Source organism: Reichenbachiella carrageenanivorans, assembly GCF_025639805.1.
GTDB classification, from domain to species: Bacteria; Bacteroidota; Bacteroidia; order Cytophagales; family Cyclobacteriaceae; genus Reichenbachiella; species Reichenbachiella carrageenanivorans.
This window is the reverse complement of sequence record NZ_CP106735.1, coordinates 2822457-2848547: the sequence shown is the minus strand read 5'-3', so window position 1 is coordinate 2848547 and position 26091 is coordinate 2822457. Positions and strand designations below refer to the sequence as shown.

At 42.2% G+C, this 26091-nt stretch carries 19 protein-coding genes; 11 read left to right on the top strand and 8 right to left on the bottom strand.

Going from position 1 to position 26091, the window contains the following annotated elements; translation table 11 throughout:
- Positions 1-44: 44 nt before the first annotated feature.
- The 3 genes from N7E81_RS11250 to N7E81_RS11240 all read left to right on the top strand — a co-directional run bounded on the left by N7E81_RS11250 (position 45) and on the right by N7E81_RS11240 (position 3316).
- Positions 45-1376, top strand: coding sequence for an MFS transporter (locus N7E81_RS11250; RefSeq protein WP_263049688.1), 1332 nt, complete (start codon positions 45-47; stop codon positions 1374-1376).
- A gap of 181 nt (positions 1377-1557) precedes the next feature.
- Entirely contained in the window at positions 1558-2370 is an 813-nt protein-coding gene (locus tag N7E81_RS11245; RefSeq protein ID WP_263049687.1) for a 1-acyl-sn-glycerol-3-phosphate acyltransferase, read from the top strand.
- 16 nt (positions 2371-2386) lie between these two features.
- Positions 2387-3316, top strand: coding sequence for a GNAT family N-acetyltransferase (locus tag N7E81_RS11240; protein WP_317624038.1), 930 nt, complete (start codon positions 2387-2389; stop codon positions 3314-3316).
- Between the two features lie 44 nt (positions 3317-3360).
- Here N7E81_RS11240 and N7E81_RS11235 read toward each other — a convergent pair whose 3' ends face one another.
- Both N7E81_RS11235 and N7E81_RS11230 read right to left on the bottom strand, forming a co-directional pair.
- Positions 3361-3639, bottom strand: coding sequence for a GNAT family N-acetyltransferase (locus N7E81_RS11235; protein WP_263049686.1), 279 nt, complete (start codon positions 3637-3639; stop codon positions 3361-3363).
- Positions 3640-3648: 9 nt separating this feature from the next.
- A complete protein-coding gene (locus N7E81_RS11230) occupies positions 3649-3936 on the bottom strand; it encodes a hypothetical protein (RefSeq protein WP_263049685.1) in 288 nt (95 codons plus the stop codon).
- A 168-nt stretch (positions 3937-4104) separates the two neighbouring features.
- On the opposite strand from N7E81_RS11230, the gene N7E81_RS11225 reads away from it, so the two are divergent.
- Together N7E81_RS11225 and N7E81_RS11220 are read left to right on the top strand one after the other, a co-directional pair.
- Positions 4105-5169 carry a hypothetical protein gene (locus N7E81_RS11225; RefSeq protein ID WP_263049684.1) on the top strand — a complete coding sequence of 355 codons (1065 nt, stop codon included), beginning with the start codon at positions 4105-4107 and terminating at the stop codon, positions 5167-5169.
- Positions 5170-5321: 152 nt separating this feature from the next.
- Positions 5322-7172, top strand: coding sequence for a hypothetical protein (locus N7E81_RS11220; RefSeq protein WP_263049683.1), 1851 nt, complete (start codon positions 5322-5324; stop codon positions 7170-7172).
- A 36-nt stretch (positions 7173-7208) separates the two neighbouring features.
- Here N7E81_RS11220 and N7E81_RS11215 read toward each other — a convergent pair whose 3' ends face one another.
- The gene (locus N7E81_RS11215; protein WP_263049682.1) at positions 7209-8186 is read right to left on the bottom strand and encodes a metallophosphoesterase; all 978 of its coding nucleotides are present in this window, start codon (positions 8184-8186) and stop codon (positions 7209-7211) included.
- A 366-nt stretch (positions 8187-8552) separates the two neighbouring features.
- On the opposite strand from N7E81_RS11215, the gene N7E81_RS11210 reads away from it, so the two are divergent.
- Positions 8553-9521, top strand: coding sequence for a vWA domain-containing protein (locus tag N7E81_RS11210; RefSeq protein WP_263049681.1), 969 nt, complete (start codon positions 8553-8555; stop codon positions 9519-9521).
- Positions 9518-10420, top strand: a complete 903-nt coding sequence (locus tag N7E81_RS11205) for a hypothetical protein (RefSeq protein ID WP_263049680.1) — start codon at positions 9518-9520, stop codon at positions 10418-10420. The genes N7E81_RS11210 and N7E81_RS11205 overlap by 4 nt, the downstream gene beginning before the upstream one ends.
- Before the next feature lie 18 nt (positions 10421-10438).
- Here the strand turns inward: N7E81_RS11205 and N7E81_RS11200 are convergent, their stop codons facing one another.
- From N7E81_RS11200 to N7E81_RS11190, 3 genes are read right to left on the bottom strand one after another with little or no spacing between them, the layout of a single operon-like run.
- Positions 10439-12550 carry a hypothetical protein gene (locus N7E81_RS11200; RefSeq protein ID WP_263049679.1) on the bottom strand — a complete coding sequence of 704 codons (2112 nt, stop codon included), beginning with the start codon at positions 12548-12550 and terminating at the stop codon, positions 10439-10441.
- A 6-nt stretch (positions 12551-12556) separates the two neighbouring features.
- Positions 12557-13666, bottom strand: a complete 1110-nt coding sequence (locus N7E81_RS11195) for a DUF4249 domain-containing protein (RefSeq protein ID WP_263049678.1) — start codon at positions 13664-13666, stop codon at positions 12557-12559.
- The gene (locus tag N7E81_RS11190) at positions 13663-16338 is read right to left on the bottom strand and encodes a TonB-dependent receptor (protein WP_263049677.1); all 2676 of its coding nucleotides are present in this window, start codon (positions 16336-16338) and stop codon (positions 13663-13665) included. The genes N7E81_RS11195 and N7E81_RS11190 overlap by 4 nt, the downstream gene beginning before the upstream one ends.
- A gap of 425 nt (positions 16339-16763) precedes the next feature.
- Here N7E81_RS11190 and N7E81_RS11185 point away from each other — a divergent pair, with 425 nt between their 5' ends.
- Positions 16764-17054, top strand: coding sequence for an FtsB family cell division protein (locus tag N7E81_RS11185; protein WP_263049676.1), 291 nt, complete (start codon positions 16764-16766; stop codon positions 17052-17054).
- A gap of 39 nt (positions 17055-17093) precedes the next feature.
- On the top strand, positions 17094-17639 hold the full coding sequence (locus tag N7E81_RS11180) for a hypothetical protein (RefSeq protein ID WP_263049675.1): 546 nt from the start codon (positions 17094-17096) through the stop codon (positions 17637-17639).
- On the opposite strand, the gene N7E81_RS11175 is transcribed toward N7E81_RS11180, so the two are convergent.
- Together N7E81_RS11175 and N7E81_RS11170 are read right to left on the bottom strand one after the other, a co-directional pair.
- Positions 17636-18703 (bottom strand): Ldh family oxidoreductase, encoded by a 1068-nt coding sequence (locus N7E81_RS11175; protein WP_263049674.1) that lies wholly within the window; start codon positions 18701-18703, stop codon positions 17636-17638. The genes N7E81_RS11180 and N7E81_RS11175 overlap by 4 nt on opposite strands.
- A gap of 70 nt (positions 18704-18773) precedes the next feature.
- A complete protein-coding gene (locus N7E81_RS11170; protein WP_263049673.1) occupies positions 18774-20813 on the bottom strand; it encodes a tetratricopeptide repeat protein in 2040 nt (679 codons plus the stop codon).
- A 519-nt stretch (positions 20814-21332) separates the two neighbouring features.
- Here N7E81_RS11170 and N7E81_RS11165 point away from each other — a divergent pair.
- Together N7E81_RS11165 and N7E81_RS11160 are read left to right on the top strand one after the other, a co-directional pair.
- On the top strand, positions 21333-22424 hold the full coding sequence (locus tag N7E81_RS11165) for a TIGR03032 family protein (protein ID WP_263049672.1): 1092 nt from the start codon (positions 21333-21335) through the stop codon (positions 22422-22424).
- A 34-nt stretch (positions 22425-22458) separates the two neighbouring features.
- Positions 22459-26058: an FG-GAP-like repeat-containing protein gene (locus tag N7E81_RS11160; protein ID WP_263049671.1), complete on the top strand. Its 3600-nt coding sequence runs from the start codon at positions 22459-22461 to the stop codon at positions 26056-26058.
- Positions 26059-26091 lie beyond the last annotated feature (33 nt).

The following is a 26091-nucleotide window of genomic DNA, read 5'->3' as shown; positions in this document are numbered from 1 at the left end:
AGTATTTTACTGGGCTTTTTTTTATATCTTATATATACACTTTCATGTCTAAAATCACCTCCTTTTCCAATTGGCCCTTTCATCCAGGCAAAAGCCCTTTCTTCTATGGATGGGCGATCATTGTTCTTGGTACATTAGGTATCACCATGAGTATTCCTGGGCAGACCATGGGTGTTTCCACCTTTACGGACAGTCTCATAGAAGCCTTGGGTATGAGCCGAAGCGAACTAAGTTTCGCCTATATGTGCGGTACGATCACCAGTGCCTCATTTCTGACATGGGTAGGTGCGCAGTATGACAAATATGGTGTAAGACCAATTGCCATCCTTGCCTCCGTTGGCATGGGAATTACGCTCTTGTTTTTGAGTCAAACAGACCATATCCAAGGCTTTTTGCCTGATTTTCTGGTAGGGCCTGTGGGTAATTTTCTCATTATGTACATTGGCTTTGCCGCACTTCGATTTACAGGGCAAGGTGCACTAACCTTGGTGTCTCGAAACATGATGATGAAGTGGTTTGAAAAACGCAGAGGCTTTGCCATGGGCTTTTCTAATGTAGTGACTTCCCTTACTTTTTCCTCGGCTCCTGTATTGTTCGAAATGCTCATTTTGGATTTTGGATGGAAAGACGCCTGGCTGATCTTGGCAGCTGTAGGTGGTCTGGGATTTCCTTTAATTATATTATTCTTCTTTAGAGACAATCCTGAAAAAAGTGGACTAAAACCCGACGGGGATTATCAAGTCAAAAAAAACAGCAAAGTCAACAAATTTCCAGTAGTCAAATCCTACACGCTGAAAGATGCAATGGGCAACTTCGCCTTCTGGGTCTTTGCGATGATGCTAGCTATGCAGGCTTTTTATTGGACGGGGTTCACTTTCAATGTTGTCTCTATTTTCGAAACTGGTAATTACCTAAGAAGTACAGCCATTTCGATCTTTCTACCCTCTTCCATTATCGCCGTTATTGTGACACTATCTGTAAGCAGCCTGAGTGATCACATCAAGCTAAAATACTTACTCTACATCATGGGCATAGGGTCGATGACTGCCGTGCTAGGCATGATCCTGCTGAACGAATGGCCTTGGATGCTCTATGTCTTGATCGGAGGAAACGGCATCATGTTAGGTTTATACGGTGTGATTTTGTCTGTCACCTGGCCTCGATTTTATGGCACGCAGCACCTTGGGGCCATCTCTGGACGCGCGATCACTTTTGTCGTATTGGGCAGCTCTATTGGGCCCATCATTTTTAGCGAATCCTTGTCTTGGACAGGCTCGTACGACATGGCGGGTTGGCTCTGTTTTGTTCTTTTTCTTTTTCTGACCGTAGCAGCCTATTGGGCAAATAACCCTCAGGAGAAGTACCGCAAAGTATAAGGGATGTTTCGTAGGCACACCACCAATCGCTTTACTGTTGGCTGTCAACGAATCGTAAGGTTACAATCTTCAATGACAGCCTAATTTTTGAATTACTAATGTTAAAAAAAATATAAGTTGGTCGCTCGACGAGCTATTTTCGATAGGTCTTCATATTTTGCAATTTCTTTGAGAATACAGCATGCGTGACAAATTAATAGATATAGAAAAAATCATCCACGACAAGAACCCAACACTCCTAAAGTGGATGCCTAGATTTATTATTCGCTACATCAAACGTATCGTACATCAAGAAGAAATGAACCAAGGCATCAGTGATTTTGCTGATCTGTACGGCGTTGATTTTGCGAAAGCAGTACTAGATCGCTTCAATATAAAAGTAGAGATTCAAGGCTTGGAAAACATCCCTAAGAATGGTGGGGTTGTATTCGCAGGCAATCACCCCTTTGGGGGCATCGAAGCCATGGCTCACCTAACAGCCGTTTATCCTATTCGTCCAGACGTCAAATTTTTAGTCAACGACATTTTGTTAAATATGACCAACCTCAAACAGCTCTTTGTGGGCGTCAACAAACACGGCACTACTCCTTCAGGTGCCGTGAAGCAAATAAACGAACTGTTTGGCTCAGCACGTGCCGTATTTATCTACCCTGCGGGGTTGGTAAGCAGAAGAAACAAAGGCGTAGTAAAAGACCTCGAATGGAAAAAAACTTTCATCTCCCGAGCCAAGCGATTTGGCAGTCAGGTGATACCCGTATATACTGGAGGCTCTCAGCTATCTGATTTCTTCTACAACTTGTCTAACTTTCGTAAATCAATAGGAATAAAGGCAAATGTGGAAATGTTTTATTTAGTTGATGAGATGATGAAACAAAAGAATAGTACTTTTAAAATTGTCTTTGGAAAACCGATTCCTGCTGAAGTTTTTGACCGTACTAAAACGGATCAGGCGTGGGCAGATTGGGTAAAAGAAAAAGTATATAAGCTACAATAGCAGAAACCGTTTTGATTTGAATAAAAATATAGATTACGTCATCGACCCCGTGGACAGGCAACTCCTAAAGTCCGAACTGAATGCAGAGCGTTTTGTGCGCGACACAAAAAAGGGTGGCAACAAGATTTATTTCATCAATGCCCACAACTCGCCACATACCATGCGTGAAATCGGGCGCTTACGCGAAATTTCATTTGCCAGCGCTGGAGGAGGTACTGGCAAAGAAGTAGACATCGACGAATTTGACATTAATGAAAAATGTTATCAGCAACTACTCGTATACTCTCCCGAAGATGAGGAAATCGTAGGTGGCTACCGATTTATAGACTGTAGCCAATTGGATCTATCCGATCCCAAACACATAGAGCTCTCTACAGCACATTATTTCGATTTTTCAGACCAGTTTGTAAACAACTACCTCCCACACACCTTAGAGCTAGGTAGATCATGGATACAGCCCAAGTATCAGCCGCATATAGACCCCAGAAAGGGAATATTTGCGCTTGACAACCTCTGGGACGGACTTGGGGCAATCTATGTGACTCACCCAGGCATGAAGCATTTTTTCGGGAAGGTAACCATGTACCCCAACTACAATCTAGAGGCTCGCGATGCGGTGTTGTACTTCATGGATTTGTTTTTTGCTGACAAAGAAAAATTAGTCACGCCCAAAGCTCCTCTACCATACGTGTCAGACATTACAGCATTGAAAACGCTCCTCAAGGACAAGAATTTTAAGGAAGGAATGAATGCCCTCAACTCCTTCTGTAAAGAAAGAGGCGAGCGAGTACCTCCGTTAATCAAAAACTACATGTCTCTCTCTCCTACAATGAAGGCATTTGGTGCTGCGAAAAACCCAGACTTTGGCAGTGTGGAAGAAACGGGAATTCTCATTACCGTTTCAGAAATTTATGACTCTAAAAAAGATCGTTATACGAAATATTAAAAATTCACGTCCACTCACTACAATGATTTGATAAAGGGAGTGCATCACAGCACATCCCTTATGTCTTCGTTCTTATCAAAGATAGCCTTTGCGAAAGGGCAAAGAGGCACAATACTAATTCCCTTTGCTCGGGCAAATTCGACAGCGGCGAGCACCATCTGTTTGCCTACTCCCCGCCCTTTGAAGGCTGAATTCACTTCTGTATGATCAATAATGACTCGATCATCCCCCGCCCAAGTATAAGTCATTAGACCTCCTCGCTGCTCGCCATCACTGGCTTTAAAATAACCTTTTTGATCTCGATCAAATTGACTGATTTTCATCGCTAACATTTATTTTTCAGCGGTTTCCATTTCAATCTCGATACCACCAGTAAAACCTGCAATCAGATTATAAACCACACAGCCAATAGCCGTAAATATAAAACCCATCACTCCATACATAACGGGAATCATCAACATGGCCGCTGCGCCAAAGTCCGCAAACTCAGGGAAAAACTCATCTGAAAACATGGAAGCTATCATGGCAAATGGCATGATGATTACCAATGAAACAATCACATATATCATCGCGACAACTTTAGCCGTTTGCAATACACCGAATTTCTTTACTCTGATCATTTTGTATTTTTTAAAAGTGTTAAATTGGAACTATTTTAAATGTCAAGATATAAACATGACGGAGTTTTAGTCGTAAGTCTTGTAGAAAAAGTGCGGTTTACTACATATCATATTACAGAATATCCTGCGACACTTATATTTGCATAATTATTTAAGAATGAAATTAGAATGAGGCTCGGAACTTTAGCAAGAAAAATTAGCATTACCCCATCCAAGCTGACTGCCTTTTTGGAGGCACAAGCCATCGACCTATCAAGCGGAACCAACACCAAACTGACCGAAGAGCAAATCGAACTGGTACTCGCTCATTTCAAAGCAGAGCTACCTCCAGTATCTGTAGAAACACCCAGCGAAAAATTCATAGCAGAAAAACCATCGACAGCAGTATTAGAAGATGTTCTCTATGAAAAAGTCGAAGACCAAACAGAAACAAAAAAACCAGAAGTAGAAGCCTCTGACGCTAAAGTAGAGCCTGCGCCAACCGATTCTCATGAAAAGCCAGCGTTATCCAAAAAATCTACCCCTGATATATCTGAATCTTTTGCTGAAATAGCCCTTCCTCACGAGCTCGACGAAGAACTTGAAACAGAGGAATCCTCTGCTCCGATTGTTGAATCTGTGAACACGCCAATAGACACAACCGAAAAAATTCCCACGGAGAAAGCTAAAGAAGCAACTCCTGAAAAGAAAGAACCATATGAGTCACAAGTTACTGCCGATTTAGACCCTGAAATAGAGTCCTATGTGGAACGTCTTGCTCACGATGCGTCAGTAAAAGTCATCAAACCCCCAAAGGTAAAACTACAAGGACTGACGGTGAAAGGGAAAATAGAACTCCCAGAGCCAAAAACTCCTTCAGAGGAAAAAGAAGAACCTAAAAAGGAGACGCCAAAAGCCTACGACCCAGACGAAATAATAACCACTACAGGTCCAAAAAGAGATCGTAAACGCAAGCCTAAAAACTACAAAGGCAAAAAATACAACAAAGACTACAATCCTGTAGAGGCAGCCCGTAAGAAGAAAGAATGGGAAGAAAAAAAGCGTCAGGAACAAGAAGAAAAGCGCAGAAAAAAAGCCAAAGAAAAACACTATAAAAAAGTAGCAGCACCTATAACAGCCACTGCACCAGCTCCAAAAAGAAAAAAGAAAAAATCGGTCGCCAAGAAAAAGCAAAAACAAGAGCAGCCAACAGGCAATGTGCTACAACGATTCTGGCGGTGGATGAACACCTAAACACACTCTATTTCTGAATTGTTATTGTTCCGTTAGAAAACGCCCCTTGCATTAAGGATTACAAATCCTTTCGCTTTAGTTTTAAAAACGGTCTTATATTTGTGTACTGCCCAAGAGTTAAATTAATTAGCATTTTCAATAGCCAGGAAAGAATGACAAAAAAGTTAGCCCTTCTCAACCTTCTCCTATTTCTATTTCAGACACTCTCGGCACAAGATTCTCCCTCACTCAGGATTAGCCAAAAATTCATTGAAGCCAAAGTAGGAGAGCAAGTAGAAATAAAAATAGAACAAACTGGCCAAGGGAGCATCGTAATGAAAAATGCACCAAAAAATGCCGAACTCTCAGATGAAGGCATTTTCAAATGGCTCATCCCTGCTACCTCCGAAGACTCTAAAATTACCGTCGAATTTTTCTTAATAGACAGCACCAAACTGATCGACATTGAATCTGTCTTTATAAAAATAATTCCAGACTACGATCCCCCTAAGTTTTTCATTCATTCAAATCAAGAATTGAAAAATGGGTTTTATGAGCTACACCCAGGACAAACCATAGAACTCTCCGTATTAGGATATGCCTCACAAGATTCCTCTAAAGTCATTTTAGATCACTTTTTTAATGACAATGAAGGCGAATACCATATTGGAAATGGCAAGGTAGAAATCATACACAATCAGCTCACTTTCAAATGGACACCACTCGAAATCCATCTAAAGCAAAAGTATTTCAGCCTTACAGTAAATGCCCACGACACCCAAGGACAAAACTCACAGCAAGTTTTTCTATTTATTATCACCAGAAAAAATGAACCTCCTTATTTCAAATTTCCCGTACTGGACGAGTACCTCATGCATGCCAACGAGGCTCTCGAAGTAGACTTAACAGTAATAGATCCAGATCAGGACTCCTTGCATTTCAATATGAATATCCCCACCTCTGAGGGCAACCCAAAGATGAGCAATGGCAAGTTCTATTGGAAGCTAAACCAATACCAGATAGACAAACTCAAGAAGCAGTTTCCACTCAAAGTAGAGCTAGAGGTAAGCGAAGTAGGCACAGATGATCCCATCACAATCACCAAGACTTTTTTAATTAAAAGAAGCATTAAAAACGAACCTCCACGCATACTCAATCTCCAAAATGAAGACGTCTATGAGGGGCTTCCTTTTCATCGAACGATCTTCATTCAGGATGTCAATGACGATTTTTCCGATCTCAAATTTGAAATCATAGGTGCCCCTCAGGGTATGACATGGAAAGAAAGAAATGATGCCGTAGAACTAGACTGGACACCCGATTACAACATCATTGGCATCGAGCTAAAACCAAAGAAATTTGATATGCTAATGGTTGCAGAAGACCCCGACGGTTCTATCGACCAGCGAGCTTTTACCCTTACGGTACACCACAGAGAAAATACAGAGATCACATATCAAAGTTATTTGGACTACCGAGATGAGGCCATCTTCTTGATAGACAACCTGAGCGAAATGCACATAGACCTAGAGCGTAGAGAAACTCGTGTGAAAAACCTCAAAAAAGGTCTATCTGTGATGACTATGCTTTTTGCGGGCTATACCGCTGCAGGTAACGTATTTCCTGACGGAACTGCCGCCAAACAAGCCGTGCCGTATATTGGTATTATGGCGGCGATTGCTGGTGGTGCCAATGCCTTTGGTTTCAATGATTTGAACAAATATGGTTCGTTACGCAGTCAGATTTTTCTCCTACAGCAAAAGCTCATCTATGTACTAGCCATCCTTCGTGAATACAATATCGATGGACCTAGTAGCCTCAACTTAGAAAATGCAGAATTTAGAGACCAACTGTCCAGCTATGAACAATGGATGGTACAAGACAAGCTCAATTTCAAAAGCTATTACAATAGCTACAAAGGCATGAACTACATTCAGAAGCGAACCAAAAAACAGGTAAAAAGATCGGCTAGAATGGGCAAAGCTCCTGAAGGTCTTCTTTTTATAGATTTGACTAAAATATAAAAAGGCTGACGAGATAGCTTTAAAAGCCAGTCGCTCTTATTTTACTTGCTTTTTGATATTATACCTGTAAATCACTTCTCCTTCATAAGAAATGAACTGCAATAGCAGCTGCTCTCTGGTAGCTGATGCAGCCACAAACCCTTGAATAGACGCTGCAAATAATGAATACTCCATCTTGGCAGTAGGTCTCACTTCAGATCCCGCACCAGAAATAATATGGTGTGTTTTGTATGATGGGTTTTGAATGTGTTGCAAATCATGCTCGTGGCCAGCAAAATACACATCTACTTCATGTTTCTTCAGTACTTTTTCCAAATGTCCTCTTACGTTTTGTGTATCGTTGAGTCGCTTTCCTCCTGAATACAGCGGATGATGCCCTACCACTATCTTCCAGTCGGCCGTATTGTCTGCCAATACGCTGTCCATCCAATGCAACTGTTTGGTACTGTCTTGCCCCCATATGGCTTTGTATTTTTCCTGCGTATAGTAGCCATCTTCATACGGATTGGTATCTATAAACACCAACTTGACCGTTACGTCATCTTCTGATTTTTCCTTTACATAGTACTGAGCAGGCATATTCCACCTTTGGCTCACATTTGTGTAATCGATTTCTGCCTGATAGTTGCCCCTATAATCGTGATTGCCTAGGATTGCATACCACGGCACAAACAAACCAAACCCACTATAGACATTTTCGAAAGACGAAATCCAATACGGATCTTGTGTACTGGCTACTCCATCAGGGTAAAAATTGTCGCCTGTAGTTATAATAAATTCTGGTTCGATCACCTTAGTCATGACTTGCATCTGATCCGCTAATTCTTGCTGTCCATCGTAGCCATTTCTACCAAAATCTCCTATCACGTACCAGTTAAGTGCACCGTCGAGTACTTCTACATCCGATACTGACGATACCTTGGTCTCATTGATTTCTATATTACCCTTATTTGTAAAACAGCCCAAGGTGAGTAGCAAGGCGAAAATACTGAGGTAAACAATTTCTTTTTTCATAGTAATGGTTAAAAAAATAAAAGAAAAAGACCACGAACAAGCGTGATCCTTTACTAACCCAAAAATTTTAAATCTGTGAAATTTCTTCTGTCCCAATACTTTCAGACAGCGGGTTTGTCTGTCTATTTGGAATCCGACACGAAAATACCCTCACGATGTTAAGCATCGGTTAGGTTTATTTCACTAAAAGATTACCAAATCGATCGTATAACTTAAATAAGTTCTGTGCTAATATGACTAAACGAAAAAAATAGTAATGACCCACCTAAATACAACAAATGCTAAAAAATGTTAAATGCCCAAGCTCAGCTTTTGGCTTGGTTAGAGGATGTCTATATTTGTTTGATTTGTAAACACTATTTTTTTATGGTCTGGAGCGGTGAGGTCGGCAGCTTAGAATTATTCTTTATTCTTTTATTCGGTGTATTCTATGTTCTATATCTATTTAGAACAATTCGGGCAGCACGCGCACTAGGCACGGGTTATCGACGGGTATTTTATAAAATAGCTCTCCGAACAGCCTACTTTTCATTGATCATTCTCGCTCTACTCGGCCCTTCTTTTGGCGAGTCCACCAAAGAAATCAAATCGATCGGCAAAGATATTTTCATAGCTGTAGATTTATCCGAATCCATGAATGCTTTCGACATTCCCCCTACTCGATTAGAAAAAATTAAATTTGAGCTGAAACAAATCGTAGAAGCTTTCTCTTCGGATCGCATTGGCTTAATTATGTTTTCGAATGAAGCTTATATCCAATGCCCCCTCACTTACGACAAAAGTGCACTCAATTTATTCATCGAAACGCTAAACACCAACCTAGTACCCAACACGGGGACGGACTTTGGCCCACCACTCAAAATGGCACTAGGCAAAATAGCAGACGATGGGGAAACCGTGACCCGTCAAAAGTCAAAGATCATTATCCTGATCAGCGACGGTGAAGACTTCGGCGAAAACACGGCTAGCATAGCCAAAACCATAGAAGATGAAGGCATCAAACTATTCACACTCGGTATTGGCACCGCTCAAGGAAGCAAAATAATGACCCAACGAGGATTCAAAAAAGACCAAAGTGGACAAGATGTAATTTCTAGACTAAACCCCGTCTCTCTCAAAAAAATAGCCACTGCCACCAGCGGCAAATATTTTGAAATCAATGCTACGCAAAACGACGTAGAAAAATTGATCAACACAATAGGTGACATCGAAGGTGAATTGCGCGACAGCAAGACCATGGACGTATCTGCCAACAAGTACTATTATTTCCTCGCACTGGCATTGTTGCTTGTGTGCTTAGATGCCGTTATTAAAGTAAGAACAGTAAACATATGATTAGGCTTACCCTCATCCTTTTTTTTGCGGTTTGTTTTAGCGCTTCGGCCAATGACATATCGAAAATCAATCAGCTGAAGAAAAAAGCTGAAGTGGCCTTCAAAGCGGGACAGTACGATGAAGCTGTTACCAACTATTCCTACCTTATAGATACACTACACATCGAAGACGAACAAGTCTCGATGAACCTGGGACACGCCTATTATAAATTAGGTCAAAAGGATTTGGCGCAAGCCCAGTACCAAAAGCTCACCCTGTCTAACGACAAGGCGTTGAAATCTGTAGCTTATCAGCAACTCGGCACGCTCTCCAACGACCCCAAGACCCTAGAAAAAGCCATGGCTTTTTTCAAAGAATCTATAAAAAATGACCCCTCCAATCAGGATGCTCGCTACAACTATGAACTAGTAAAAAAGAAACTCAAAGAACAACAAGAGCAAAATCAGGATCAAGACCAAAATCAAGATCAAGATCAAGAAAACGAAGACGAGGAAAATAAGGAGAACAAAAAAGAAAACGAGGATCAGCAACAAGGTGATCAAAATAAAGACCAGGAGAACCAAGATCAAAACGAAGAGCAGCAAGAGTCTGAGGATCAACAAAACCAAGAGAATCAAGATCAAGAAAGCCAAGACGAGCAGCAGCAGGATGGCGAACAACAAGACGGCGAGCAGCAAGAAGAAGAACAACCGCAGCCTCAGGAAGGTGAAGAAGGCGAACAAAACGAAGACCAGCAACAACAGCCTCCTAGCCCTTCGGATCAAATGCAAGAAATGAATATTTCTGAGGAGAAAGCTAAAATGATACTAGAAGCACTCAAAAACAGCGAGATTCAATACATCCAACAAAATCGCAGAAAACCAACGAAACGTAAAGACAGTGACAAGCCAGATTGGTAAGCGCAAATGACGCTTAGCTCATTCCACTAAAAGAGATGAGCTATCTTGAATCACCGTGCCGTCTTTCATATAAGCTGTAACCAACACTTTGTATGTCGTGCTCAAATCCGAAGTTTTTAGATCCACCCAAAAGGATTGGTTTTTATTAACCAATTTTGGATTCCAAAACAATTGATGACGGAAATCGGGAGCAAACTCACTATCTGATGCTTTCTTATGAAAGTTCTCACAGGGAGTCAACACAGGCAAATCCTTATAGGCATCCTCTAAGGGGTTGTCTACGCCATCCTTCAAATAAAAAGAGACCGAGCCATTCAAGCTAAAGTTGCCTAGATGGGCATTGGCCTGATAGGAATTTCTGACCTCTACCTTAGCAAAATCCTTAGCATTCAGATTGAGAATCGTTTGCAAATCGTAAGTAGGTAGATTATTTAAGAAAATGAGCGGAATACCACGATATTTGTAAGATGACATATGCCTAAACATAGACAAGTCTTTTTTCCCTTCTTTGTTTTTGACTACCGAAACATACTTTATAATATAATTGATCAATTCTTCCATGGTGTTAGGGACTTCGTAATCGGTCAGGTCATATACATAATCAGCTGCTGGCAATTCTGCTGATTCTGTTTCACTTTCTTGATAAGACAGCATAATGTTTCGCTGCATGTCATAGGCCTGAACAATTTGTTGCTCACGTGCTCCCACCTGCATGACTGTTTTCAATACTGGGTAAGTGTAGTTTACTTTTTCTTTGAGATTTACTGGTTCTAATGGCTGTAGGTAGGTAGTAAAATGATAAGGAAATACCTGTGATCGGCTACTCATGGTTTGTTCAAAATCATGAAGCCCATGAATGTACTCGTTGCGAATATCGAAGGTTTTCATCGTTTGTAGGTTGAGCATAGACACCTCATCGAACGGAAAATTGGATTGGTAACTATAGGCACCCCCAATGGTTTCGGTAGACAGTCTGTCTACGTTCACCACTCGACTAAGCTGCTGATGAAAGACCTCCAAATAAGCATCAAAATCTCTATTCTCCACCCATTGCAAATCCAGCCCCAACTGATCAAAATAAAACGATTCGTAAAAGTCTGATTTCTGAGCCGATGCCTCATCAAGTATCGATACCTCTACATAATCGATTTGATCGTTCATACCATCGATGGTAAATTCGTGCTGTACATTATGCTGTAATTTCATGGATTTCAAACCCAATTGAAGAGAAGTATCTGGTCTCACCATCAAAGGATATACACTTCGCTCCGCTCCTACTCCTAGAACTGCGCGATGCAATCCAAAACTGAGATCCTGCTTAGTCCAGCGGAAAACAGTATCTGTGGTAGCACTCAAATATACGAAAGAGGCAGGTTCATCATCCCATTGCCAGGTTACAGTATCTGCTTGACCTAATAGGTTCGTAAGTTTACATTCCACCTCTGTAGCCGACTGGCTCATCTCTACCTGCCATGTTCGTTCTTTGGCATGAAGCGAGTAGGTTTTCGCTCCAAATCGCACCTTATACACACTATCTATAGCCATGAAAGCAACCGAGGCAATACCATTGAGATCCGTATCGATATATTGTACCAACGAATCCTGCGCATTGACTAGCGTGCCTTTCGTTGCCATACCTGCACCGTTTTGATCCATGACCCTCAAGGCCACAAAATTGTACTGACTACTCGTCAATATACCTCCTCGTATATAAGCCTCAATACTTGTAATCTGCTGTTCTGGTTTTTCTTGCAGCTCCAGTTCTAGTACGTGGATATTACTAACCGCTTGCGTAGTCTCCACGCCATTGGCTACTACCCTATAAATACCCGTAAGCAACGTGTCTCCTAGCGAAAAAAAGTATCGACTATCTTCAAAAGGCAAGATGCTCTTGGTCTGCACGATTCTTCCATCAGGCGCCACCAAATCCACCGACACTAGGGTTTCTTCGTCCTTCTCCACCACCTGTCCCAGGTCATTCATTCGACTAAAGTCAAAATGCACCTGCTCCCCTACTACGTAGATGGTTTTGTTGGTCTTAAGAAATAAATGATCTTGGGCAAAACAGTTGAGTGCCAACAAACAAACTAAACTGGCAACGGTAAACCTTTTCAATTTTACGTTTCTCATAATTGTTTAATTAGCTGACCACCACCAAGGTTGGTTTGGATTGTTGGTAATACCCAACCCACTAAATTCCCTACAATCAAAGCAAACACGCGATGGCTCAAATGCCAATTCACAAGATCTAGTTAATGCTTCTGGATAAGGGAAGGGTTTTGACAAATCAGACTTCATAAAATTCCATCGGTAATATTGCTCTCGTACCACGCCAAAATAACCAAATACAGGTGTGTCAGAATTGACTGCTGTTATATTACTAATTAGATTGTAAGGTGGTGGAGCAAACAAATCTGCTTGCTCTGTTTGTTTTTGAATATCCGACCAATACAGAAAACCTTCTTTATTCATTGACTGCTGTCGAATCAATGTGGAATACCCATCGTGCAACTCCTCATTGGTTAGCAATACCGTAAACATCTTTGAAACACCGCCTCCTTTTCCTTGGTACATCAAAAAACCGGGATTTTCATAAATAGAGGTCGCCCAACACTTATATCTAATATCATTAGGGCTGTCAACGAATCGTGCCCTTACGCCGAAAGTAGTGAGAAAATCCCACTTAGCATATAAAGTTTCAGTGGCTGGTTGTACTACTGGCAAATCCAAATTGATCTGAATCGCCTCTTCGGTAGTAATAACAGTTTCACCACCCTGCGTCTCGTAGACAGTCTCAAATGTCTCAATCATTGCCGTTTTCCCGACGGGCGAAACGGCCGGAGCAGACTCAAAAGATGACTCGAAGCTATTTCCATCAGATAGCGTAATAGATACCTTATACTTTTTATTAGGATCTATTTTCAAATCATCATAATACAGCGTATAGATTCCGTCTCCTGATTCGGCATAATCCCAAAACTCATTGGCATCACTTACAAGTTCTACATGTGCACCCGTTACTGGCTTTATACTCTGACTAGATATGGCATTAGATTCCCTGAGCGTAATCGTAAAATACCTTTGATCTAACGGCATCGACTGAATATCGCTATAAGATAAGTCTGACACAAATCCCTCTACGACAAGCCCTGTTCTTCCATCATCCGTAATCGGAAACTCATATCTCTCCACACACGAAAACGTGAGCATTAATACAATTAGCGAAAAGTGGTATATCAATTTCATTTGGAAATACTAAAATTGTAGGTAACAGAAGGAAAAACAGACCCAAGGATTGACATTTTTTTGGCTCCACCCCATTGTGTGAAATAGATCGAATAGGCATTCTTTCGACCGTACACATTATAAATGGAGAAAATCCATTCTCCACTCAACAAACTGCTCTTTTTAAGGGTAGGCAGTAATGTCAATGATAAATCCAATCTATGATAGTCTGGAATACGATAAGCATTTCGCTCCGAGTAAGTCAGCACTGATGGCGTCTTATCAAATCTAAAATTAGATACTGGCACTGTAATAGGCCTGCCTGTACTATAACTAAAATTGGCAGACAAAACCCACCGAGCACCTAACTTGTAGCTCAGTACCATTGACAAATCATGTGGTTTATCATTGTTAGAGCCGTAGTAATCCCCATTATTAATTGTTTCGTAATCGTAATCACCTTCGAATCGCTTCAAACTCCTAGAATAGGTATAGGACACCCATCCACTCAGTTTGCCTGAGTTCTTCTTTAGCTGCACTTCCACACCGTAAGCCTTGCCATCTCCTTGCACCAAACTGCCATCCAATTCTTCGTTGGCCAATAGCTCTGCCCCTTCTATAAAGTCGACGGTGTTATACATTTTCTTATAAAACACCTCTCCAGATATTTGATAAAGATTATTTCTATAGTTTTTGAATAGACCTAGGGAATACTGATCAGCATATTGAGGATCCAAATTGGGGCCGCTCGTTATGTAATAGTCTTGTGGGGTTGCCGACACCGTGTTGGAAATCATATGTAGATATTGAAATGTACGATAGTAACTCATCTTGAGCGAAGCACTCGTAGTCAACAAGTATCGCATAGACAATCTTGGTTCCAGTCCGCTAAAACTCGATATCAAATCTCCCTTGCCGTAAAAAACAGAATCAATAGAGCTCGGTACTCTATTCACTTGCTCTCCACTTTCAAAATCATATATTTCACCCTCTCCTACACGCCAAAAGCCTGATGCTCTCAACCCTGCCGACAAAGCCAATCTGGCACCCAGATCCCAATCGTCTTGAATATATATAGCCACTTCGTGCGCCTGCTGATCACTCACATCTACAGGGTCGATCGAAGTATTGCCAACGAATGGTTTTAGCACACCTGGTTCTATTTGATGATGGTTATACTCTATTCCCGCACTAATGGTATTTTTCGGATGCATTTTATAAAGTATTTCATATTTACCCACAACATTCCGAATACCATTTCTAAAACTAAAGGCCTCTAATTCATTCTCTGTGTTTTCTGATTTCACCTCATAGTTGCTCGTAGCAAGCACTAAACTGGACATCCACTTGGCACCAAAAACATGACTCCATTCTAAACTAAAATTGGTAGTTCCCCAGTCGTACTGAGCATCTCCCGCCAAATTAAAATCGTCATGACTGAGGTAAAAAGATCCTGTTAAATAATCCTTATCACCTATGCGGTAGAGCAATTTGACATTGGTATCATAAAAAGCAGCTGAACTACTATTCAACTCAATATTTTTCAATGAATGCAACAACCAATTGGTATAGGAAGTACGTCCTCCGACGATAAATGATGCTTTATTTTTAAGAATTGGCCCCTCAGCCGTCAGTCTACTAGACACCAAACCTACACCACCCGAAACCTTATATTCTTCATCGTCTCCATGTCGTAGTTTAATATCCAATACCGAAGAAATTCGTCCCCCAAAATTGGCTGGCCCTCCGCCTTTGTAAAGATTGACTTCATTTACCATATCAGAGTTGAAAGCACTATAAAAACCAAACAGGTGAGTGGGGTTGTAAATCACCGCTCCGTCTTGCAAAATCAAATTTTGTCCTGTCTCACCGCCTCGTACATTAAACCCAGAGGACAACTCTCCTGTAGTAGAAATACCCGGCATCGTCGTCAAACTTTTCACTGGGTCTACTTCACCCATAAAGGTGGGGAGCTGTTTGATCGTTTTGATGTCCATATTTTCCAAACCAGACACTCTTTGCTGTACATTAGCATCTTGACCATCGGCTGTGATCACAAGCTCATCGAGCTGCAAAGACCCCGAAAACAAGGCTACATCTAGCTTACCTGCTGATTTTATTATTACATCAATCGGTTTGTTTTCATAACTAATAGAGCTGTACTCGATAGTGTACTTCCCTACCGGAACTCTCAAATCATAGTTGCCATTAAAGTCTGTCACCGTCCCTATGTTTAACGAGGTGATGTATACCCTAGCACCGATCAGGGGCTCGTCATTCGTCCCGTCACTGATATATCCCTTTACCGATACAATCTCATTGAGTTTAGCGTTTTGATCTCCAATCACCACCAAGTCATCATCTGCACTGTTTTCGATTTGATAAAGTTCTGGATTATTGGCTACAAACACGATCGTACCGTGATAAGTTACTGCTTTGAGCCCACTAGCCTGCACACTTTGGTTTAGAAAATCTACCAGCATGACCCCTTGCGTATTTTGGGTCACTTTTTGTCCTTCAACCCATTTGGGCTGATAGAATATCCTCACTTTGTTTTGCTTTTGGATCGAATCCAACGCACTAGCTAGCGACAAACCTTGATACGATCGATCGAGCCGTATTGATTCTTGTCCAAAAAGAAAGAAGGGAGAAAAAAAGAAAGCTAGTAAAAATCCAATAGTATTGAATTTCATGGATTTGATGTGATTGAGTTAATGTTTGAAAACGTCGCAAGAATAATGAGATTGAATGTATTCGAGCCGACATTTAAATAATTTTTCAAAATGAAACTACCAATGGTAGAATACTTACACAGTCGGTTGCAGGATATTTTGAATTCGGATTCATATCAAGTTTAAAAAAGAATATAATTCCTCTATATCTACCTACACTTAATATTTTCACCTCACTGCTATTTATTTAAAACTACTTGGCATTTGACAAATACAGTTCTCTATCGAAACAAAATATAGCATATGTCAATCGACGACATTTTAAAAGTAAGGGAAGGTTATTTTATAGTGTTTAATATTAACCAGTGCACAAAATCACGATAAGAGCACTTATATTTGGCAATTGAAAGATTCATTTTTTACTTTACAGCTGACTAACATTTAGCATGTTTAAGAAATCACTTCATATCACCAAAAATTTCTACTTCCTTTCAGGTCTATCATTTTTGGTTTGGATGCTATTTTTCGACACCAATGATTTTTATTCTCAATACCAATTGAGCCAAAAAGTAGAAGAACTCGAGCACCAAGAACAATACTATCTCCAGAAAATAGAAGAAGTGAATGCTGATCGTGAAGCACTCATCAACGACATGGATCTCTTAGAGGAATTTGCTCGTGAAAAATACTTCATGAAAAAAGACGGAGAGGATTTATTCGTTGTAGTAGAAGACTAATACCCACACACCTATTCTATTTGACATAACTTTAAGCAGATGATTAAAAAACTATCCCTTATTGCGCTTTTCTGCCTTTTATTTGTGATGCAGAGCTTTGCACAGCGAGAATATAATGCGCTTGGCAACGATCGACCCGCTTGGGTAGACAAAATATACGTAGGAGGCGGACTTGGTGGATTTGGCATCAGTGACAACCAAGTTTGGGTAAATGTGAGCGGGCAAGTAGGCTATCGCATCACCGAAAAATGGAATGCAGGCGTAGGGATCACCTACCAATATTTCAAATACAAAAGGCCTATAGAACAGTCTTTCAACGACTATGGTGTTAATTTCTTTACCCAATACGTGGTGTATCAGCCCTTCTTTGTGATGGCAAGATATGAGATCTTCTTCTTGGATCAAATAGACAGCAGAGCTACTTACGACACTTTTTTGCTAGGCGGCGGCATTACCCAGCCCATGGGCGGCAAGGGCTTTTTGAATTTCTATGCCCTATACAATGTACTCTATTCAGATGGTGGCGACAATGGCCGCTATGATAGCCCGTGGGTCATCGGTATGAATATCGGAATAGGCTTCTAAAATTTCAGCTTAAATTTTTCTGCTAGTTCATTCAAGTCCTTCACTACAGGATCTAAAACAGGTATACCATCCTTAGACCGGATAGCTTCCATGTTTCGTTCGTAGTCTCCTGGGATCTGCACAGGATTACTAGGATCTATAGGCGTAGAATTTCTGAATCTTTCGATCCAAGTATCCATGTGATTTTTGAAATCCTCTGCCTTTCTAAAAGCATCAATTCGCATGGCACCAAAGAAATGCCCCAACCCTTCTCCTACTGGATCTGATACTGGATCTATAAAACTAACAAACGGCGGCACCCATGGCCCATAGTTGGCCCCTGATAGTACTGCCGAAAAAATATCTACAATAGACCCCAGAATGTAGCCTTTGTGAGAGGCATGATCCCTATCTCCGCCTAGTGGCAATAAGGCACCACCTTCTTTCACGCCATTGGCATTGGTAGTAGGGATGCCATTTTGATCTTGCACCCAGCCTAGTGGCGCATCCTCTTGTTTTCTTTGCAGTACTTCTAGCTTGCCATTGGCTGCGGTGGTAGTTGCCATGTCAGCTACAAACGGCGGTTGCTTGCCCGCGGGTATGGCTACAGAAATCGGGTTAGTACCTAGCATTCTTTCTTTGGAGAAAGTAGGCGCTACTAACGGACTAGCATTGGTCATAGAAATACCTATCATATCCTCTTCTAACGCCATCATGGCATGGTACCCAGCGATACCGTAATGATTAGAGTTTTTTACCGACACCCAACCAGTACCTACACTTTTAGCCTTGATCATGGCGATCCGCATGGCCTCTGGACCAGAAATCAAACCTAAAGACTCATCCGCATTGAGCACAGCAGTAGAAGGTGTTTCATGTTCTATTTGAAAAATCGGCTTCGGATTGATACGATTCACCTCCCAAAGACGTACATAGCCTTTGAGTCTGGCGATGCCGTGCGAGTCTACCCCGCGCATATCTGCACTTACCAATACGGTGGCGGCCGTATCGGCCATTTTTTCAGTATGCCCCATGGACACGAAGACCTGTTTTGCGAAGTCGAATAATCTCTGATAGCTGTACATGCTGCGAATTTATTTTCTTTTTGGTAAACCTTCTTTTAAAGTCGGACTTTAATATTTTTTCCTGCGAATTTTAAGAACTTTTAACAAGTTGCAGATAGACACGCTCCAAATCAGACACAAACCTAGGAATATCGCAAAGCGCAGATTGTTTTACTTTTTCTGACCACCCTGCCTTGGCTTGCGCCAACTCATCCTGATGTGTTCCCCAATACTTGGCTTTATCCAGATACTCCGCTTTGTCGCTACAGTTCCATGCATTCATGCCGGCAGCTACGTTCACACTAGATCCTAATCTCGAAACAAAGGTCTTGCCCGGCAAGGCCAACAGCGGGAGCCCCATCATGAGGGCATTGGCTGCGGTAGACCCTGCTCCATAATGAAGACAATCCAAAAACAAATCTGCTAGTGGCAATCGAGCGAGGTATTCAAGATATGGCGCATTGCCTGCGAAAATAATCCTAGCGGGATCGATACCGCGTAATTTGGCCTCATGAGTCAAATGGTCTTTCTGTAGCTGAAGGGGCGTATAGATCCACAGCACACTATTTGGCACTTCGCGCAATATCTCCATCCACAAATCAAACGTCTCAGGATTAAGTTTTTTTGGGAAATTGAAACTACAATACACAAAAGCATCTTCTGGAAGATGGCAGTCCTTTCGGGTCATCATGGGTAGTTGGGTAGGCAGCGGCGAAGCCACCCAACTGCTTTTTAAACGCATCAGTTGTTCTGTATAATACTTTTGATCTTCGTCGGGCACCAAGGTGCTATCCGTTAGGAAATATGGCACAAAACTCGCACCCATCGTATCTGGATTTCCTAAATAATGCATCTGAACCCGTGCAGGCTTCAGTGCGCTCACTGCTGGCTTGCAATAGGTGGTGTACCCTACCAGGTCCACTAAAACATCAATACCATCCTGTCTAATTTTTTTCGCGATTTCAAAAGCCGACCATCCTTGACTATTCACAAAATGGTCGCACCCACTTTGAGTGGCTTCAGTGATTGCATCCGATTCCTCAGGCACAATCATCGAGTAGGCATATATTTCAAACTTACTCCTATCATGATGACGATACACATCGTATAGCAATCGCCCGACCGCATGCTCTCGAAAATCTGGCGACAAGTAGCCCACTTTTATCTTATCATTCTCCCCTCGTATCAACTGATCCAAAGGTGGAAAATGCTTATCCACATGCCGTGATACTCCCTGCTCGATTTGCTCAGCACATTTTTTGGCTGTAGCCAAATGTAGCTCTGGAGAAAGGTTGAAATAATTGATATCGAAAGTCGCTCGTGTAAGACTCACATTTCCAGCCATCGACAACTGCACCAAGGCTTGTTCGAAAGCGGCACGGTCTGCCTCGTAAGACCCCCAATCACAAATAGTCGCTTTGGCACTGCTGATTTCCATTTGGGATTGTAGGTGATCGGGCGAGCACTTCAGTGCTTGCTGATAGCAAGCGATCGCCCTTTCGAAATCCTGCATGAAGGCATATGCAATCCCCAACCCATAATAAGCGTCGGCATGATCGGGACGTATCTTGAGGTGGTGCTTGTAGTGCGCAATAGACTGGTTCGGCATATTGAGTTCTTGCATCAGCGTAGCCAATTGGAAGTGTGCAGCCGCAGCAAATTCAGCCACTTTGGTCAGCTGCTGGTATAAAGCCATTGCTTCTTTTTGTCTGCCTGTTTGCTTATACAAAAAGGCCAACCTATTGAGAACTACGGGATGGTTTTCCGACCATTTCATGCCTTGTTTCAAGCTTTGCTCGGCCTTCCCGTAATCATTCAGGTGATAATAACAGTCCGCCAAATTGATCCACAATCCTTTCGTCTTGGGCTTGGACTGGCTGACTTTCAGAAAGTAAACAAGGGCTTTTTTAAACGCTCCGATTTGTTTAAAATTCACCCCCAATGCGAATAATACTTCACCCTGCTCAGGGTACTTATTCTGATAGTTGATTAGTTTTTTTTGAGCTGCTTCATGCCTTCGAAGCGAAAACGCAAGCTGGGCAAAAGACAGCAAAGCCTCCAAATTATACTCGTCTGTAGATAATAAGCCTGCTAATCGTTTATACTCCTGTTCATTTTTTAGTGCACTCATACTATTTTTCTGTATCTGTATTTGCAAAGTAGTTGCCTGCTCATAGGATACACTTGCATGTGCTAATATAGAATCATATTATAAATCCCCACAACTTTTAGTCCATCCCCCAGTACAAACGCATCTAACCTACGCGACCCACTACCTTAAAAAATATTCCTAAGGCAGATTTGGGTAAATGTAGCTGTTTCGGATACTCCGAAACAGCTACATTGAGACCCCTTAGAAAGTGTCTCACTTTGAAGCTTCTTAGGTGAATAACTCCCACATAAAATATGTGCATGCAGGAAACTTACTCAACAGACTAGAAATATTTCAACTAATTCCTTCCTTACTCCTAATCAAATATTTTTTACGTAAAAGAACTTGTTTGTAATTACAGGTTTAGTGAGATTTAAACAACGGAATTAAAACCTCCCTTCAACCAGCATTTTTTTTCACAAGTAAAACGAAAAGCATACAAGCTGGTAAGGAGTACATTCCTCTCCCCCTGTGCGTATTGCTCTTTTTAAAAAGTTCATGAATAGCGCACCAAAACCATTCGACTGCGAATACTCACCTCAGTTTGCCGAATTGCTTCACAAGCTCGGCATTTCCTTAGCCATTAGCACCTACCAAGCCAACAAAGTAATCGTACTCAGTGCGATCGAAAGCGACAAATTGATTCAGCTTCCGCGAACCTTCAATAGTCCTATGGGCATGGCTACTGCCAAAGACAGCCTCGCCATCGCGACTCGAAACGAAGTAATCGTGCTACGAAACAACAGTGGGCTAGCAAAAAGCTACCCCAAAAAACCTGACGTGTACGACGGACTATATGTGCCCCGCAGCAGGTACAATACGGGCTATGTAGCCATGCACGACATGATGTTTGGAGAAGATGGTCTGGCCATCATAGGCATCAACACTTTGTTTTCTTGTGTTTGCAAAATCGACCACCAATACAGTTTCACACCCATCTGGAAACCACCATTCATCACTGAGCTAGCCTCTGAAGACCGATGCCACCTCAATGGATTGGCCTCAGAAAATGGCGAAATCAAATATGTGACCGCTTTAGGAAATACGAATAGCATGCAAGGCTGGAGAGATGGCAAAATGAATGGAGGTATCGTGATGGAATACCCCTCGGGCAAAATCATCAAAGACGGACTGGGTATGCCACACTCTCCACGAATATATGATGGCAAACTATATGTACTCAACTCTACTCAGGGCGAACTTATCAAAATAGACCCTGAAACAGGATCGCACGAAGTGATCTGCCAACTCGGAGGCTTTGCCAGAGGCATGAGTCGACATGGCGATTACTTGTTCATCGGTGTATCCAAGCTCCGACACAACTCCTGGGCATTCAAAGACTTGCCTATAGCCGAGAGCTCTTTCGCTGGCGTAGTAGCTGTGTATTTGCCCTACGGCAGCGTAGTGGGTAGTTTCAAATATCAAATGACCGTAGACGAAATTTACGATGTCAAAGTGCTGCCTGAGCTCAAGCGGCCTTCTATTCTATCACCAGACATGGACATCCATCAGCAAGCGCTGTCTATACCAGGAGCAGCCCTATGGGGTGCATCCGACAAACCGAAACAACCAACAACTATAAACAATTGAGAAAAATTAACAAATCAAATTAAACTCCTATCATATGAAAAAACCACAACTACGTTTTTCAGGAGGCACGGTGCGCTACCGATTATTTAGGAAGTACCGAAACCTCTATCGCCGCATGCGGGTGCTGCTGGCGAGCGAAAACCCTTGCGAAAGGGAAGTCAAAAGACTGACGAGCAAGTTGCAAAACGTGTATCACAGGCTAGAAAGAGCCTTGCTGCGTATAGGTGTGCAAGTAGCAGGCACAGCCCTGGCACTCACACTCACCGCTACATTGTCTCAAGCACAGACACTTACCTTCGAAAAGCAGGTATTCCCTGGAAGTGAAGTACTATTCGATGGCATTGAACTAGATGACGATGCTACCCCCACATTTGTCGACATCGACAACGACGGAGACATGGATCTCTTCGTAGGCAAAGAATATGGATATTATGTAGGTTTTTATTACTACGAAAACGTAGGATCTGCTGCAGCACCTCATTTTAAGAAAAGAACTGGAGCAGACAATCCTTTGGGTTTGGTAAATGATATATACAACTCCAATGTCACCTTTGCTGACATAGATGCCGACGGCGATCTTGATGCCTTGGTGGGTGAAGAGAATGGAGGTCTTTTCTATTATAAAAATACGGGTACAGCGTCTGCCCCAGCTTTCGAAGAACAGACAGGTGAAAACAATCCGTTTGATGGGATATCTACAGATTATGATTATTCCAATCCTGCATTAGTCGATATCGACGCAGATGGCGATTTCGATCTGTTCATCGGTGATTACTATGGCTATATCTATTACTACAAAAACACTGGCACAGCCTCTGCACCAGCTTTTGAAGCACAAACAGGAGGTGCTAGTCCTTTTGGTTCTGATTCTATAGTAGACGGATATGCCACACCTACCTTCGTCGACATCGACAATGATGGTGATTTCGATATGGTCTCAGGAAATGAAGAGGAATACATCCAATTTTTCAAAAATACAGGTTCAGCCTCTGCGCCTGATTTTATAGAACTAGAAGACAGAGCGAATCCTTTTAGCCTAATAGGCTACAATGAGGGAGGCGACAGAAGCCACCCAGCATTCGCTGACCTAGATGGTGATGGCGATTTAGACCTTTTGGTCGGAGACGATGATGGGTATCTCACTTACTACAAAAACAAAGGTACGGCTTCTGAGCCTGACTTTGGAACGACGCCGTTTTCAGGCCTCCATGCCCCTCGCTACGCTACTCCTACTTTTGTAGACTTTGATGGAGACGGAGATTTGGACGTACTCACAGGCAGCATTAATTCCGACATCTTATATTATAAAAACACGGGCACGGCTACTCACCCAGCTTTCGAAGAACAAACTGATGAAGCTAATCCGTTTGATGATATATCTGTTCTGGAATACTCCAGTATCTCCTTGGCGGATTTAGATGCTGATGGCGACCTAGATGCATTGGCAGGAGACGGATATGGTTATATCATTTATTTAGAGAAGACAGACGAAGGTTTTCTGAAGCATACTTCAGGATCAAGCAATCCATTTGGCTTTGAGTACTTTAATGAATGGGTCAACCCTGAATTGGTCGACATCGATGATGATGGGGATTTCGATGTATTCCTAGGCACTAGTTATGGCAGCGTCTTATATTATAAAAATACAGGCTCCGCTTCTAATCCTGCTTTTACCGAGCAAACAGGTGCGGACAATCCTTTTGGAGATGACCAAATAGTGAATTACAAATCGTCTCCTACGTTTGGAGACTTCGATGGCGATGGCGATTTGGATGCTGTGTCAGGAGATGAATATGGCTATATACACTACTTCAGAAATACAGGAACCGTTTCTGCTCCAGCCTTTGTGAAGCTAAAAGACAGCAACAACCCCTTCGATGGTATTGAAGTTGACGATTATAGTTTTACCACAGCGGCCGATTTGGACAACGATGGAGACATGGATCTGTTGGTTGGAGAGGGTTACGGCAGTTTTCATTACTTTAAAAACACTGGCACAGCCTCAGCGCCTGCTTTCGACAATGGCAAGCCAGCACCCAACCCCCTCAATCCATTGGATCTTGTAAGTAACGAAGTTGAATATAGCGTCCCTACTTTTGTAGATATCGACGGCGATGGTGATATGGATGCTTTTGTAGGTACTGCCTATGATGGCATTAGCTTCTACAAAAACACGGGAACTACTGCCACGGCCGCCTTTAGCGAGCAAACAGAGACTTCAAACCCATTCCATGAATTGATTAGAGGTAGTGGAGGATATCCAGAAGATGAGGGGGAAAACTATAGAACCCTAATAGAGGGTCCAGTAGAGGAACCAGGTCTCACCCATATAAGTAAGAGCAACCCTATATTTGTTGATATGGATGGCGATGGTGATATGGATGCCATAGTCGGCTCAAGTGGAGGAAATATTTACTATTTCGAAAATACTGGGACAGCTTCTGCTCCGGCATTTATTGAGCAAACTGACGAAGACAATCCATTTGGCAATTTAGGCAATGAAGAAGGTGGTGAATTAATACCAGGAAGAATTCAAGAGGGCTTTTCTGTATCCCGTTCGGCACCACAGTTGAAAGACCTGGATGCAGATGGTGATTTGGATTTGCTGGTCGGTTCATCTCAAGGTCCTCTTTATTACTTCGAGAATACAGGCAGCGTCTCTGCTCCGGCCTTTAGCCAGCTCACTGGAGCAAACAATCCATTCGATGGCATAGGAGGATACCAAGGTGGTGATTTCAGACAATTGGATGAAGGCGGAGAATCGGAATCAATTAGATACTCGAAACCTGCCTTGGAGGATTTTGATATGGATGGAGATCTAGATTTGCTAGTTGGTAGTAAATATGGTACGATCCATTACTATATCAACACAGGATCTGCTTCTGCGCCTGCTTTTGAAAAGCAGACTGGCAGTGCCAATCCTTTCGACGGGGAGATTCTAGGAGTGTATAGTACCCCCGCCGCTGTCGATATCGACGGAGATGGCGATATGGATGTATTTGTTGGTACATACGAAAATGGCATCTCATTCTACAAAAACACGACCAATAGCAAGCCTGTCATCACCAGCAATGGCGGTGGAGATGCTGCTGCGGTAAGTGTAGATGAAAATCAGACCGCCGTGACCACAGTCACTGCTACCGATAAGGATGGAGATGCCATCGCCTACTCGATCTCCAATGGAGCCGACAAAGCGCTGTTTAGCATCGATGCCAGTACTGGTGTATTGACTTTCAAGGCTGCTCCGGATTTTGAAGCACCTGCGGACGCCAATGCCGACAACCAATATGTAGTAGAGGTATCTGCCACCGACAATGGAGATGGCAGTCTATCAGACGTACAGACCCTCACGATAAGCGTGAAGGATGTAAACGACAACGTCACTTCTGTAGACGATCTAGAGAGAAGTATTTCTGTATATCCAAACCCTACAAACAGTCTAATCACTGTAAATGGTTTGAGCAGCAATATTCAATCGATCCGTCTTTTGGATTTTTCTGGAAAAATCTTGTTAGAAAAAGCAGGTCAGGCTCAAGAGATGAGTATTGATTTATCCGCTTATCAAGCAGGCATTTATATCATGAGAATCCAAACAGATAAAGCGTTGCTTTCTCATAAAATAGAGAAGTATTAAGAGCAGTTCTAAAAGGATTAGCCAGTCTGAAAT

What these genes read in the sequence shown, in the direction of transcription:
- N7E81_RS11185 (WP_263049676.1), top strand. Translation starts at nt 16,764, where the DNA reads ATGTTTAAGAAATCACTTCATATCACCAAAAATTTCTACTTCCTTTCA.
- N7E81_RS11175 (WP_263049674.1), bottom strand. Translation starts at nt 18,703, where the DNA reads ATGTACAGCTATCAGAGATTATTCGACTTCGCAAAACAGGTCTTCGTG.
- N7E81_RS11245 (WP_263049687.1), top strand. Translation starts at nt 1,558, where the DNA reads ATGCGTGACAAATTAATAGATATAGAAAAAATCATCCACGACAAGAAC.
- N7E81_RS11160 (WP_263049671.1), top strand. Translation starts at nt 22,459, where the DNA reads ATGAAAAAACCACAACTACGTTTTTCAGGAGGCACGGTGCGCTACCGA.
- N7E81_RS11195 (WP_263049678.1), bottom strand. Translation starts at nt 13,666, where the DNA reads ATGAAATTGATATACCACTTTTCGCTAATTGTATTAATGCTCACGTTT.
- N7E81_RS11165 (WP_263049672.1), top strand. Translation starts at nt 21,333, where the DNA reads ATGAATAGCGCACCAAAACCATTCGACTGCGAATACTCACCTCAGTTT.
- N7E81_RS11215 (WP_263049682.1), bottom strand. Translation starts at nt 8,186, where the DNA reads ATGAAAAAAGAAATTGTTTACCTCAGTATTTTCGCCTTGCTACTCACC.
- N7E81_RS11210 (WP_263049681.1), top strand. Translation starts at nt 8,553, where the DNA reads ATGGTCTGGAGCGGTGAGGTCGGCAGCTTAGAATTATTCTTTATTCTT.
- N7E81_RS11235 (WP_263049686.1), bottom strand. Translation starts at nt 3,639, where the DNA reads ATGAAAATCAGTCAATTTGATCGAGATCAAAAAGGTTATTTTAAAGCC.
- N7E81_RS11220 (WP_263049683.1), top strand. Translation starts at nt 5,322, where the DNA reads ATGACAAAAAAGTTAGCCCTTCTCAACCTTCTCCTATTTCTATTTCAG.
- N7E81_RS11170 (WP_263049673.1), bottom strand. Translation starts at nt 20,813, where the DNA reads ATGAGTGCACTAAAAAATGAACAGGAGTATAAACGATTAGCAGGCTTA.
- N7E81_RS11230 (WP_263049685.1), bottom strand. Translation starts at nt 3,936, where the DNA reads ATGATCAGAGTAAAGAAATTCGGTGTATTGCAAACGGCTAAAGTTGTC.
- N7E81_RS11250 (WP_263049688.1), top strand. Translation starts at nt 45, where the DNA reads ATGTCTAAAATCACCTCCTTTTCCAATTGGCCCTTTCATCCAGGCAAA.
- N7E81_RS11200 (WP_263049679.1), bottom strand. Translation starts at nt 12,550, where the DNA reads ATGAGAAACGTAAAATTGAAAAGGTTTACCGTTGCCAGTTTAGTTTGT.
- N7E81_RS11190 (WP_263049677.1), bottom strand. Translation starts at nt 16,338, where the DNA reads ATGAAATTCAATACTATTGGATTTTTACTAGCTTTCTTTTTTTCTCCC.
- N7E81_RS11180 (WP_263049675.1), top strand. Translation starts at nt 17,094, where the DNA reads ATGATTAAAAAACTATCCCTTATTGCGCTTTTCTGCCTTTTATTTGTG.
- N7E81_RS11225 (WP_263049684.1), top strand. Translation starts at nt 4,105, where the DNA reads ATGAGGCTCGGAACTTTAGCAAGAAAAATTAGCATTACCCCATCCAAG.
- N7E81_RS11205 (WP_263049680.1), top strand. Translation starts at nt 9,518, where the DNA reads ATGATTAGGCTTACCCTCATCCTTTTTTTTGCGGTTTGTTTTAGCGCT.